The organism is Candidatus Vallotiella hemipterorum (genome assembly GCF_910593725.1).
GTDB lineage: Bacteria > Pseudomonadota > Gammaproteobacteria > Burkholderiales > Burkholderiaceae > Mycetohabitans > Mycetohabitans hemipterorum.
The window spans coordinates 168,908-182,518 of sequence record NZ_OU343031.1 but is presented as its reverse complement, the minus strand read 5'-3'; the positions used below and the strand labels follow the sequence as shown (position 1 = coordinate 182,518).

Genomic DNA, 13,611 nt, shown 5'->3' with positions numbered 1-13,611 from the left:
TGCGCTTTTTCTATAGTGATATATGATTAATAATCGGATTCAGGATCCCGCGTACCAAACCGATTTATTTAGTCCAACGCCATCACATAATTCATACAAACATCGTACTACGGTGCTGAATTTAATTCTGATGAGCATACTGGGTGCACTAAATACGCTTGCGTTCGCGCCCTCGCAACATGGGGGCTGGCTAGAGCTGGTGATTTTTTTCTGTATGTTCTGGTTGCTGTCACAAACGCGTACGCTATGTACTGCATTGCTAGCTGGTGGTACATTTGGTTTCGGTCAGTTTGTCAGCGGGGTGTGGTGGTTATACATAAGTATGCACTTCTATGGCCATATGCCTTCGCTTATAGCCGGTACCATAGTTGTTCTATTTGCGCTCTATCTAGCCCTTTATCCAGCTTTTTCGGCTGGACTATGGTATATGTGCTACACGCTGAGCAGACCATGGAAGACGGAGGTAACGCTGAGCTGGTATGCTAGCATAGCATTCGCCTGTGCATGGACATTAGGAGAATGGCTGCGCGGGACACTCTTCACTGGCTTTCCCTGGCTAGCTAGTGGTTATGCGCAAGTTAATGGTCCGCTAGCCGGTTTTGCTCCACTTATCGGCGTTTACGGAATTGGCTGGATCCTAGCTCTCGTCAGCGCGTTAATAGTACAGACGGTGATATATATTGGCAGTGAACGTGGTATAGCTATATGGCTTATGTCTGGCGTCATTGCAGCAGCACTGCTATTAAGCGGAGAGCTGCTCTCACGCATAACATGGACCCAGCAATGCGGGCCTAGACTTTCGGTGCGTTTGCTGCAAGGTAATATCGAGCAGAGCTCGAAATTTGAGCCAGTAAGTATACGTCATGCTATTGCGTTATATCAGAAACTTATAATGGAAAAGCCGGCTGATCTGATCGTAATGCCTGAAACTAGTATTCCATTGCCGCCATATGAAGCATCGCCTCAGTTCTGTAAAGCGATACAGCACTTCTCAGACACTACACACGCCTCAGTCTTGTTTGGTACAGTTGGTATCACAATGGGCTCAAACAAGCTAAAGAATTTTACTAATTCGCTATACGGGATCACACCAGGATCGTCGATTCCATATCAGTACGAGAAACATCATTTAGTGCCGTTCGGCGAGTTTGTTCCGTGGGGTTTTCGATGGTTTGTAAACATGATGAATATGCCATTGGGCGACTTTTCGCGTGGTAGCCAAACACAACCACCGTTTATCGTACACAAGCAGTTAATCTTGCCAAACATTTGCTATGAAGATATTTTTGGCGAAGAAATTTCTTGCTCTCTACGCAAAAATTCGTCTCAATCTAGTATTCTAGTCAACTCGACAAACCTAGGTTGGTTTGGCAATACGATTGCACAGGAACATCACCTGCAGATTGCACAAATGCGCACGCTTGAGACCGGGAGGCCAATGTTATGCGCAACTAATACCGGCGTGACTGCGATGATTAATGCAGACGGATCAATCGCGGCCCAGTTAAACCGCTTTACCCTAAACAGCCTCGATGCCTGTGTACAAGGCCGCAATGGCATAACACCTTATATCGTTACTGGTAATACACCCATACTAATAATATCACTAGTTGGGCTAGCTATTAGGTTCTGGATGGTAGGCAGGGGGGATGCATACGCGCATAAGTAGCAATGTTTTATCTTTCCGAAAATTATTTCTAGACATTAACTCTGTCCTGCATATTTTATATACACTCGATCTATTATAGATATTAGACTTCTACTATTTACGGAATTGTAAGTGTATAAAATTAATTTTTCGGCTACTACCCTGCTTTGATATTAGCGATATAAAATGCTGCATTATACTATTAATGTGCTTTGCAAGAGCGCGGAAATCAGTTAAATAACCTGTATAAATTATTTGCGAGATAGCTTAGGTAGCTTACCTCCGGGTTTATTGTTGTTACTGAATCTGTGGTAGATTTTACTACTGAGCTTAGTTATATGTACTTTTATGTCAATAGACAAAATCCGCTGTTTAACCAAATAAGATATGCTTTTAGAGAGATGAGATTAGATAAGCTCATGTATTCTTATACTCAATCAGAATCCAACTGATGTATGCACTCAAGAATTGTCTTGATAAAAGGTGTTGCTGAGAAAAATCTCTAAAACCTAGATTTCTGTATTCTTCTTTTGAGTAAATACTAAAATAGTTTTACAGGTACTACTACCTAGTAGTAGGCATAGATGTTTCTCAAATAGCTAAGAATGCAGGAAGTTTTTTTAAACATCTCAAATAGAATTTGACGGTCAGCAAGTCGCTTTTTACTCTTTAAATCCGCATGTCTTCTACTTAGATGCAGCGATAAGCATAAGGCGATATAAAATATTAGGTAGCTAGCTATATCTCTACCTAGCATAACGTAACATGCACTCTGGACTAGACCACGAAGTGCAGTGAGCACATTAATTGTCTGCTTACTTGCCTTTAACTTACTATTGACAACTGGAAACCCGTATATACCGATATTAACGGTAAATTTTTATGCAGGCACTTAACTCAAGTTTAAGCCTTTTTTGCTACCATTTTCTTTTGTGGTACTTTCCGGTCTAGAGCGGCGGCGTATGCCGGTGCATGTACGTCTACCTGTCTTTCTCTAAAAGCATTTTATGCTCACGTTCCAGAAAATTATTCTGATATTGCAGTCTTACTGGGATAAACAGGGCTGCGCACTCCTGCAACCATACGATATGGAAGTAGGCGCAGGAACTTCGCATATCGCGACATTCCTGCGGGCAATTGGACCTGAACCATGGCGTGCCGCTTATGTACAGCCCTCTCGGCGTCCGAAGGATGGCCGTTACGGTAAGAATCCAAATCGAATGCAACAATACTATCAGTACCAAGTGGTCTTTAAACCAGCACCGGAAAATATCTTAGATTTATACCTAGGCTCGCTTCAGGTGCTAGGACTCGACCTGCAGCAGAACGATGTGCGCTTTGTTGAGGATGACTGGGAGAACCCAACTCTAGGAGCCTGGGGGCTCGGATGGGAAGTGTGGCTTAACGGGATGGAGATCACGCAGTTTACCTACTTCCAGCAAGTTGGGGGGCTTAATTGCAAGCCCGTACTCAGTGAAATCACATATGGTATCGAGCGTCTAGCTATGTATGTACAGCAGGTTGAAAATGTATTTGATTTAGTATGGTCTGAATGGGAAGAAACTAGCCCAACTGGAAAGTTGTTGCACCAATTAAGTTACGGTGACATATTCCGCCAGAATGAGATTGAACAGTCAACATACAACTTTGAGCAATCGAATGTTGAGCTACTGTTTATGCTATTTAATGCCTATGAAAGTGAGGCCAGACGCATTGTTAAGCAGCACCTCGCGGTGCCGTCCTACGAGCTGGTTCTAAAAACAGCACACACCTTTAACTTACTCGAGGCACGCGGAGCGATTTCCGTAACTGAACGTGCAACGTATATTAGCCGCATTCGCGATCTATCTAGACTAGTGGCGCAAGCATACTACAATTCGAGGAAAGCACTCGGATTTCCGATGTTATACGAAGTAGCATGCGCACATGCGTGTAGCACCATCGCTACTTAGGAAGAATGCCGCGGCACTTTATTAGGTGCTACTAACGAAAAGAGTTAAAAGAGTTAGATGAAAGCTTCAAAATAATGCTTAAGACGATAGAAAAGCCATCCCAATGAGTCATTCAGACACCTTACTCATTGAACTGCTAACAGAAGAGCTACCACCAAAAGCTCTCAATCAATTATCGAGTGTCTTTTCTCACTGTTTAGTTGAACAACTAGCTATACACGACCTAATAGACATCGACAAAGGCAGAGTACCCTCGTTCGAGCCGTTCGGTACGCCACGTCGGCTAGCCGTTATAATCCATAACGTGCGTACAGTAGCACCACAGCGCTGGATATATAAAAAAGTGCTACCAGTTTCCGTTGCGCTAAAATCTAACGGGCAACCGAGCGATCAGCTAATAAAAAGGCTTATAGCTCTTGGCTTTCCAGATATACCACTCACGCGACTAGAACGGGTAATTGACGGCAAAATCGAAGCGTTTTTCTTGAAGTACACTGCGCCAGGTGTAACCTTAGAAGATGGTCTGCAGAACGCTCTAGACGAAACTCTAACTAAGCTTACGACTCATAAGATTTTGACGTATCAGCGGCCAGACGGCACGAATGTGCAGTTTATACGCCCAATACACCGGCTTATCGCACTACATGCTAATCGTGTTATTCCGATTACAGCACTCGGATTAAGAGCTAATAATATCACGCTAGGCCATAGATTTCTGTCGGAAGGTCAGATCAAGGTCTTACATGCAGATAACTATAAACATGTGCTTAAGCATCGTGGTAAGGTTATTGTGAGTATGCTAGAACGCAAAGAGGCGATCCGAATACAATTACTCGAGCGCGCGGGCGTTGACCATGTCCTAATGCCCGAAACTCTACTTAATGAAGTAAATGCGCTAGTTGAATGGCCGATTGTCTATGCATGCCATTTTGATCAAGTATTTTTGAAAGTGCCTCAGGAATGCTTGATTTTAACGATGCAGACAAACCAAAAGTATTTTGTGCTAACTAACGCTTTCGGCAAATTGCAACCACGTTTTTTAGTAGTCTCAAATTTGCAGACCGACACACCCAAGCAAATCGTGATAGGCAATGAGCGTGTCGTACGCTCACGACTAACCGATGCAAAGTTCTTCTTCGAACAGGATAAGAAAAAGACTCTTGAACAACGCGTACCGCTGCTAGCTAGCGTAGTGTACCATCACAAGCTTGGCTCTCAGTTACAGCGCACTGAGCGCATAGAGGCTCTAGCTATATTAATTGCGCCTATCGTCGGTGTAGATGCACGTTTAGCAGCACGAACAGCCCGTCTAGCTAAGGCAGATCTACTCACATATATGGTAGGTGAGTTTCCAGAATTGCAGGGTATAATGGGAGCTTACTATGCGCGGTACGATGGTGAATCTGAAGAGATCGCCATCGGGTGTTTAGAGCACTACCGGCCCCGCTTTACGGGCGACGAGTTACCGTCAACTACAATTGGTACCATAATTGCAGTTGCTGATAAAATCGAGGCGCTAGTCGGTATCTGGGGTATCGGCCTGCAGCCTACTGGGGAAAAAGACCCCTATGCTCTGCGACGACATGCACTTGGTCTCCTGCGTATTATTCTTGAAAAGCGGCTACCTATAGATCTTATAGACCTATTACGGCATACATATACCCAATTTTCGACCCATACACAAGTTATTGATCCAACTAGTGCATTGTACGACTTTTTTATCGACCGCCTACGCAGTTTATTGCGCGGGTATGGCTATAATGCCAAGGAGGTAGAGGCGGTACTGAGCCAAAATCCTACCCGTATTGATAACATTATCAGCCGACTCGATGCGGTACGTGAATTCGCTGCGCTGCCTGCAGCAGAATCGCTAGCGGTAGCTAACAAGCGGATTATGAATATCCTAAAGAAATCAAACAGCGCGCCACGGCATATTAAAACGCAGCTATTCGTAGAGTGCGCAGAATTCACGTTGTTTGAGCAATTGCAGAATATTACGCCAACCGTTCAAGACCGGCTGCACTCACGCGATTACACGGGTGCTTTGTTGGCACTCGCGTCGATGAGCGATTCGGTTAATATGTTTTTTAAAGATGTAATGATTAATACGGATAATTCCGCATTGAGAGCGAATCGACTTGGCTTATTAGCGCTGCTGTACGAGCAGATGAACTGCGTAGCCGATATCTCTAAGCTTAAGACATGACATGAATAGGAGTCTAATGTATTGTACCGGTACATTAACTATATAAATTGACTATACTAAAAAAACTCGTGATTCTAGATCGCGATGGCGTTGTCAATTACGACTCTAAGGAATTTATCAAGTCACCTGATGAGTGGATTCCAATCCCGGGAAGCCTAGAGGCAATCGCTCGGCTGAACCACGCAGGCTACTATGTTGTGATTGCGAGTAACCAGTCAGCTATCGGTCGCGGCCTGTGTAATATAGATACACTTAATGCTATACACGAGAAGATGCATCGCGCGTTAGAATTAATAGGTGGGCGTATTGATGCTATCTTTTTTTGCCCACATACTTCCACTGACCATTGCAATTGCCGAAAACCGAAACCCGGTTTATTCATGCAAATCAGCCAGCGATTTAGGATAAACCCCACTAGTATACTAGTAGTTGGCGATTCCAGACATGATATGCAAGCCGCAGCGGCGGTGGGATGCAGCCGATATTTAGTGCTGACTGGCAATGGCTATAAAACACTGGGCTCAGGAGATTTGCCAGTAGGCACAACAGTCTATTCGGATTTGAACACATTCTCTCTTGACTGCTTTACCACTGCAGCCGATAGAGATGGCATATCCCATGCTACTTAAGGATTTTATATAGACTATCATGCGCGTAATTCGCTCGATGCTGTTCTTTGTCTATCTGATCATCTATACGATCTTATATGCATGCGCTTGCTGCATTATGTTCCCATTCTTAAATGTACGTCAGCGCTATCAGATAGCTATCGGCTGGTGTCACTCGACGCTATGGGTTCTGCGGCATATAGTTGGCGCAAGTTGGCGCATTGAAGGTATAGAAAATTTGCCAGAAGGCCCAGCTGTTCTACTGCCAAAGCACCAATCCGCCTGGGAGACGTTAGCATTCCCAGTAATTATGCCGCGTCCGTTATGCTATGTCTTTAAGCGAGAGCTGTTGTACCTACCATTTTTTGGATGGGTCCTCAGGATGCTAAAAATGCTGCATATTGACCGCAATAAAAGGCATAGCTCATTCAAATCTATAATTCGGGAGGGTATGGAACGGATAGCTGAAGGTTCATGGATAATTATATTCCCGGAGGGAACGCGAATGCCGGCAGGAAAGCGTGGCAAGTATCAGACTGGTGGAACACGATTGGCAGTAGCTGCTGGAGTGCCTGTTGTACCAATTGCGCATAACGCCGGATATGTGTGGCCACGAAACTCTTTTCTAAAAAATGCGGGTATAGTTACAGTCTCAATCGGTAAACCCATCGATACTTTTAATATGAATGCTAATGAAATTATAGAGCTCGTCGAAGAATGGATTGAGACCGAGATGTGCCGAATCTCTACGCATTCAAATCCTTCATAATAGAATATGCTTGATGTATGACAACAGTCTATTTTTTTAAAGCGGCCTTAGTAGACTCTGCTTTTTGGGAAAATTTTACAACCCCACCTAAGCACTCATGCGGCTTATTGCAACTAACCCACTGTTTGACGGTAGTAATACGTTATTAAGCTTGCAATATTCCCGAATATTTATCCGGGCTCTACGAAATATTTTCTATACAGAGTTAGACATAAAGAAAATCCCTCCAGACCCGTACATAGCTATCAAGTTCATTAAGGCCATGTTTAGTAATAAGAAAAAGGCCGGTAACTGGTGGAGGCTCGATTTAATTCGAGCTGTTAATTAATGCTTAATATCGTCACGTATAAATAAATGTACGTGTTAACGAGTCATGCATAAAGCCTCTATAAAATTTATATGTAAGTATTTAAATACACGGAAGTAGAGTAGGCACTATTATGTAGATAATACTATTATATAGTAGTAAAACTCTAGGAAATCTGCAAATATAGATTTGCTAATTAACTAGCCCACTATATTTTCTTCAAGTATAGTGGGCTACAGAAAAGTTCTGACTCTGAAGAGAATCTAAAAACTTTTAGGTTTTATCTTAAAGTCTGATAGAACAAGGCTACTTGTTAAAAGCGTAGCTAGTGTACTGGAAGATGGGTTTTAATTAGAGGGATCTGCTGCCCAGAGTTATTAACTAATATAAATATTGCGGTTAATGTGGGCTGGATTATAACCCAACTACGTTGCTTTGCAAGTTGTGTGTATTTATACGTGTACGGAAGTGTTTTTAGACAGGCGGGTCACCAATCTAGCATGTTGTCGGAATCCTTAAGTGTAGGAATGTACCGCACTAGTCTTCTGGGCTAGTGTTAGCTTTAAGTTGCTGTGCTAATGCTACATACTCAAGCAGTGGCACATCCTCAGCACGACGCTTAAGATCAAAACCGAGCGCATCAAAATCGACTTGATTGCTATAAGCTGCAAGCGCATTTCGTAACATTTTACGGCGCTGAGAAAATGCAGCCGTCACGACTTTACTAAGATAGGAGACATCGACTGATGGCATATCACCCACTATGCGCGGAATCATCCGCACTACTGCAGAAGTTACTTTGGGAGGCGGCTTAAATGATTCAGGGGATACTTCAATTAGTTTATTAATCGTATACTGATACTGCAACATTACAGTTAGACGGCTATACTCCTTGCTACCTGGTTTAGCAATCATTCGCCCCACTACTTCGTTCTGCAGCATAAAATGCTGATCGACGATACTATTCGAAAATGAGGTGAGATAAAATAGTATCGCGCTCGAGATATTATACGGTAAATTCCCAACTACCCGGATTGATGCTCCAGCGTGCGCAAAATTAGCTAGCGCATAAAAATTAAACGCCAGGGTATCGCTAGAATGTAAAACAAGTCTGCTGCTAAAACGATGCCGCAGCCGATCGATTAGATCTCGATCTAGTTCAACTGCATGCAATATCTTTACTCGCTCAAGGAGCGGCGCAGTTAATGCACCTAAGCCCGGCCCGATTTCTACAAGCCTATCTTCGGGTTGTGGGCATATTATTTCCACTATTTTGTTAATTACGTTTATATCAATAAGGAAATTCTGGCCGAATCGCTTTCGTGCATAGTGGCCTTGATACTTATTTAGATGTATGGATCTGCTCATTTCGAATCAGATGCAGTGCCCCGGATCATAGCCCCGTCTACAGCAGTAGATGCCATCGCTATAGCAGTCTCGATTGCCGCAATTAAACTACCGCAATCGGCTCGGCCAGTGCCCGCTAGGTTAAGCGCTGTACCATGATCGACAGAGGTTCGTACGATAGGTAATCCTAGTGTAACGTTAATACATTCACCAAATGTAGCGAACTTAAGAACCGGCAAGCCTTGGTCATGATACATTACTAATACACAGTCAGCATCGTGCAGGTAGCGAGGATGAAAAAGCGTATCGGCCGGATACGGCCCGCGTGCGTGTACACCGGATGCACACGCACGCAGCACTGCTGGTTTGATTACCTCGATTTCCTCACGCCCTAGATATCCACTCTCACCCGCATGAGGGTTAAGGCCCGTAACAAGAATACGTGGCGACGCAATGCAGAAACGCGCACGCAAGTCCTGATCAATAATAACTAATGTATCTACTAGTCCATCGATATTCAATGCGTCAGGAACATTACGAAGCGACAGATGTGTAGTCGCAAGAGCCACGCGCATCGGCCGGTTGCCAGTGCCGGATAGCATCATTACAACGCGCGACGTACCGGTGCGCTTAGCGAGGTATTCGGTGTGACCAGTGAATAGCACACCGGAATCATTAATAATGCTTTTTTGTATTGGCGAAGTAACGATAGCGTCGAACGTGCCATCAAGAGCTCCTTCAATCGCCGAATCTAGCATTGACAATACATAGCGGCTATTTGCTGCGTCCAACACGCCAGCTATACTCCACACGCTGAGTGGAACATCTCGTAGCACAACGGGGGCTCCTGTTTCCATCAACCATATAGCAGGATCTACTCCCGCTTGCTTCGCTCGATCGATTAATAGTTGACGGTCGCCAAGTACGGTGAAGTGTGCTGCACGGTACCAGAGACTAGCTCTGCGTGCGAACGCCTGCGCCACTAGTTCTGGACCGATTCCAGCGGGTTCACCCGTGGTGATTACAATGTGAACAGGTATTGTCACGCTTTTCGACACTAGCCTTAGATTGATTCATCTAACTTATACTGTATATATGAGATGTCATGCAGTTTCCATAGCCAGTCTAGATAAGCCTTCCTGGCTTTATACTGGCCAATCGCTTGCCGTACAATTTTTTGTTGTTTTGAAATAGAGTCCCTTGCTTCGCGACGGCCGATTACCTGGATTAAATGATAACCATAGTCGCTACGGACAGGCTGGCTAATCTTATTATTTTCCAGGTTGTTCATCGCCCTCTCAAATTCCGGGATGGTCTCGCCCGGATTAAGCCATCCTAGGTCCCCTCCCATCGGTGCCGAACTGTCTTCTGAGTAGGTTCGAGCGAAATTTTCGAAGTCCCCACCTGCTTCTATCTGTGATCGTAGTTCTAGTAATTTCTTTTGTGCTATGAGCTCTGACCGTTCTTCGCTAACTCGAATTAGAATGTGTCTGGCATGCTTTTGAACAAATCTAAGTGCTTTTCTATGAGAAGCACTTGATACTCGGCGATCAATAAGGCGCAGAATCTCAAAGCCTTCAACAGTTCTTAATATTTTTGGATTAATTTGCCCAGGCCGTAGCCGAACTGCAGCCTGGGTTATTTCTTTAGGTAATAAGGACTCTGGACAAAATCCGGAATTACCTCCTTTTAAAGCATCAGGAGCCTGCGAGTTAGCTGTAGCGAGCTGTATAAAGTCTTCTTTAGATAATGCGCGTTTAAGGATAGTAAGTGCTTTTTTTTGAGCGTCTTGAATTTTAGTTGGTAGTGCATTCGGCTGTATTTTAATTAGGATATGTTCAAAGCACAAGTCTTGCTCGCGCCTCTGCATCCCGTTCTGGCTTGCGATATAGTCGCTCACTTCAGTATCTGATACAGTGATTTTGCTATCGACCTCTTTCTCACGAAGCTTTAAGAGTAGCAACTTATTTTGCACATCGGCAAGAAATTTCGACCAGGATATGCCTTCACTCTCTAGTCTCGAACGGTACATATCAAGCGACATATTATTCACTCGCGCGAGCCGAACTAATGTATGTTGTAGCAACGTGTCGTTAATTACTATGCCACTATCTTTAGCCCGCTGCAACTGAATACACTCAAGAACCATCTGGTTCAGAACCTGCAGCCGCAGATGATATAGTGCCTGTGATGGCAGATTCTGGCGCTGTAGTCGTCGTGTGATCGGCGCCATACGCAACTCAAGCTCGTTGAGCGTTATCACCTCATTATTAACGACTGCAACGATGCGGTCTATCTTCTGTGTAATTTGATGCGACTGCAGTGCTTGTGCGTGCGTACTGTTAAGTAGTAAAAGCGCGCACTGAAATAGCGCCAAGCGTATCAGCCTCATCATATTTTACAATTACTCCGTTCAAGTTAACACTTGCACAGGCGGAATATTATCTGCCACTAGCCCATGTTTTTATTGATAGTGGGTAAACCGATTTTGCGGCACAGGTAGAGGTGTTACTGGCTGGTAACCTGGCACACTCGCCTGAAATTGCGACACTAGACCATTATCTAGATTTGCAAAACCCTTGAGTTGCAGCTGTGCAAGTATCCGTGTTCCAGTAAAGGCCTGATTGAAACTATTAATACCATTTGTGTATTTCTGTAATCCAATACCAAATGACCAGCATTTCTCGTCATATTCAAAACCCATCATAGCATCGATTAGATGGTTCTGATTAATATCATAATTTACCCGGACAACGCCGTACAGGCGGCGTGCTAGTGGCCACTGTGCCGAAATTACTAACTGGTTAATCAGCTTATCAGATGGCTTTATATTAGAGCGTGTATACCTGTACGTCGCGTTCAGAACGCGACGCTCCGCCGGACTCCATGAAAACCCGAGGCTTGCGCGCACCAGCTGATTAGTGCCCAGATTGTACTGGAAGGCTTGTTCGGTTGAAAAGTCGCTACTAAGCCGAAATGAGGAACCCATAATTATATCAGAGTGTTCGGTTTGCACTGCTGATCGCGATTGTGTGAACATCGCGCCTTGATTATGAAAATAATACTGCTGTGCAATCACAAATCTTGAGCGTCTTTTACCGGACGCAGGGTCTAAGAGGCATAATGTGAGCGCTGAAGTTAATTGATTTATATCGGCAACACAGTCATTGCCAATAGGATTCCCATCCTCAAAAATATTAGCTAAGCAGAAATCTGATTTAGCCGTATCGAAAAATGGTGCGAACCGTTGGTTCCGATGGTGCGGCGTATACACATAGTACAAGCGCGGCTCTATTGTCTGAATATAATCCCTACCGAATAGGTGGACTCTGCGATCTAATATTAAGCCAGAGTCGAGGCTTAGCGTCGGTACGTTGATATTGAGACTCTGTATCTGGTAACTGTCGCGAGAATTTGTCGTAGGGAAATTGTATGATTCGAAGTGCCACTGTATTTTTGGCGTAAAGAAGTAACCAGGACGTAAGATAGGATACAAGATATATGGGTTAAAAACACAGCGCGTGCTCTCTAGCGCATCAGCTGTTGAAATCGAAAATCGGGTTGCGTCAACTTCGGCACCGAAGTCTAATCCACTAACGTTATGGCGACTATATTTTACGTTCAGCTGTGGTTCAAGGCCATATGGCGCTATTAATGGCTGTAACGTCTGCCAATGCTGCCAGCGTAGCAATGCAGACCATGGCCCATTATTATAAGTAATGCCAATTTCTTGCTGATATAGGGCCTGGGTGCGTAGTAGAAACGAATTGCTCGATACAAGATCCTCGGGATAGGTCTTATCAGATACTCGGCTATAGTAGATATACCCACCGAAGCCATGACCAAAGTTCTGTCTATGATTAAAGAATACAGCGTAACGCTTGGTGTGCGTGATATGGTCATATGGCAAGTACTCAATGATAAGGTTACCAGAATAAATCTGGGATAAGTAGCGAAAATTAGGTGAAATAAGTATGCCGCGCCGAGACATAATCCGAGGCGTAATCGTTAAATCATAGTTAGGCGCAAGATTAAGATAATACGGTAGTGATATCGCTAAGCCAGTGCTAGAACTCGTCATAACGGTTGGGGGCAATAGGCCACTTTGGCGACTGCCCTTGGAGAGCTGAAACAATAGCCACGGACTAGCGAAGATCGGAACACCCTGGAAAAACACTATACTATTATGCGCAACACATAAATTCGTCTTGTTATTTACATTAAACCGCGTAGCCTTCACGTACCAGGCTGGACTGCTATCACATTGGCATTCTGTATATGTACCGTGGTGTACAACTAAGCGTGCACCATCAATTATATCAATCCTCTCGGCAGAACCAAAGCCACCAGATAAGCCAAAGTAGTACTGTGGCTTTGTGATGTAGCCTGAAGACGCACCAATCTCTAGATGTGCATCTGATCCAGAGAATTTATTTCCATTATTAATAATACGCACATTGCCAATCGCTTCAGCGAAGTCGGTATCCGAATTATAATGGATTACATTAGCTTTGATCACAGACGCGTGGCGCCGCAACTCTGCGTTACCCTCGAGTAGCGAGTCATGATTCATAGTACCGCTGACCATTTCACTTAATCCGAACACTGCGGGTGACACGCCTGATGGCAAGGAATGCTCTTCAAGCTGTGGTGCGACGCGTAGCTCCCATGCTGAATTTAACTGGGTCGAGGGCGCGTGTATATTAATCAATCTAGCGTAAGAGGGGAACGGCAGGAACCCTGACACCGCAAGCAATATAGCGGCGGCATGCAT

9 protein-coding genes are annotated in these 13,611 nt (G+C 44.3%); 5 read left to right on the top strand and 4 right to left on the bottom strand.

The genetic code is table 11. The features are described from left to right. Positions 1 to 22 precede the first annotated feature (22 nt). The 5 genes from lnt (at position 23) to KW136_RS00590 (ending at position 7,183) form a co-directional block, all read left to right on the top strand. Complete coding sequence (gene lnt / locus KW136_RS00610; RefSeq protein ID WP_216796436.1) at positions 23 to 1,669, top strand: apolipoprotein N-acyltransferase; 1,647 nt, start codon at positions 23 to 25, stop codon at positions 1,667 to 1,669. Between the two features lie 986 nt (positions 1,670 to 2,655). Then, the gene (gene glyQ, locus KW136_RS00605) at positions 2,656 to 3,600 is read left to right on the top strand and encodes a glycine--tRNA ligase subunit alpha (protein ID WP_216796434.1); all 945 of its coding nucleotides are present in this window, start codon (positions 2,656 to 2,658) and stop codon (positions 3,598 to 3,600) included. A 97-nt stretch (positions 3,601 to 3,697) separates the two neighbouring features. Beyond that, positions 3,698 to 5,806, top strand: a complete 2,109-nt coding sequence (gene glyS, locus KW136_RS00600) for a glycine--tRNA ligase subunit beta (protein ID WP_420885630.1) — start codon at positions 3,698 to 3,700, stop codon at positions 5,804 to 5,806. A gap of 47 nt (positions 5,807 to 5,853) precedes the next feature. Continuing rightward, entirely contained in the window at positions 5,854 to 6,435 is a 582-nt protein-coding gene (gene gmhB, locus KW136_RS00595; RefSeq protein ID WP_216796430.1) for a D-glycero-beta-D-manno-heptose 1,7-bisphosphate 7-phosphatase, read from the top strand. Positions 6,436 to 6,454: 19 nt separating this feature from the next. After that, positions 6,455 to 7,183 (top strand): lysophospholipid acyltransferase family protein, encoded by a 729-nt coding sequence (locus KW136_RS00590; protein WP_216796428.1) that lies wholly within the window; start codon positions 6,455 to 6,457, stop codon positions 7,181 to 7,183. Between the two features lie 844 nt (positions 7,184 to 8,027). Here KW136_RS00590 and rsmA read toward each other — a convergent pair. From rsmA to KW136_RS00570, 4 genes are all read right to left on the bottom strand, one after another. Continuing rightward, the gene (rsmA, locus tag KW136_RS00585) at positions 8,028 to 8,858 is read right to left on the bottom strand and encodes a 16S rRNA (adenine(1518)-N(6)/adenine(1519)-N(6))-dimethyltransferase RsmA (protein WP_216796426.1); all 831 of its coding nucleotides are present in this window, start codon (positions 8,856 to 8,858) and stop codon (positions 8,028 to 8,030) included. Continuing rightward, positions 8,855 to 9,883 carry a 4-hydroxythreonine-4-phosphate dehydrogenase PdxA gene (pdxA, locus tag KW136_RS00580; protein WP_216796425.1) on the bottom strand — a complete coding sequence of 343 codons (1,029 nt, stop codon included), beginning with the start codon at positions 9,881 to 9,883 and terminating at the stop codon, positions 8,855 to 8,857. Before pdxA ends, rsmA begins: the two co-directional genes overlap by 4 nt. Before the next feature lie 17 nt (positions 9,884 to 9,900). Next, positions 9,901 to 11,229, bottom strand: coding sequence for a peptidylprolyl isomerase (locus KW136_RS00575; RefSeq protein WP_216797363.1), 1,329 nt, complete (start codon positions 11,227 to 11,229; stop codon positions 9,901 to 9,903). A 72-nt stretch (positions 11,230 to 11,301) separates the two neighbouring features. Next, positions 11,302 to 13,611, bottom strand: coding sequence for an LPS-assembly protein LptD (locus KW136_RS00570; protein WP_216797362.1), 2,310 nt, complete (start codon positions 13,609 to 13,611; stop codon positions 11,302 to 11,304).

Coding starts and splice junctions, on each gene's coding strand:
- KW136_RS00590 (WP_216796428.1), top strand. CDS start 6,455: ATGCGCGTAATTCGCTCGATGCTGTTCTTTGTCTATCTGATCATCTAT.
- rsmA (WP_216796426.1), bottom strand. CDS start 8,858: ATGAGCAGATCCATACATCTAAATAAGTATCAAGGCCACTATGCACGA.
- KW136_RS00575 (WP_216797363.1), bottom strand. CDS start 11,229: ATGAGGCTGATACGCTTGGCGCTATTTCAGTGCGCGCTTTTACTACTT.
- KW136_RS00570 (WP_216797362.1), bottom strand. CDS start 13,611: ATGCATGCCGCCGCTATATTGCTTGCGGTGTCAGGGTTCCTGCCGTTC.
- lnt (WP_216796436.1), top strand. CDS start 23: ATGATTAATAATCGGATTCAGGATCCCGCGTACCAAACCGATTTATTT.
- glyQ (WP_216796434.1), top strand. CDS start 2,656: ATGCTCACGTTCCAGAAAATTATTCTGATATTGCAGTCTTACTGGGAT.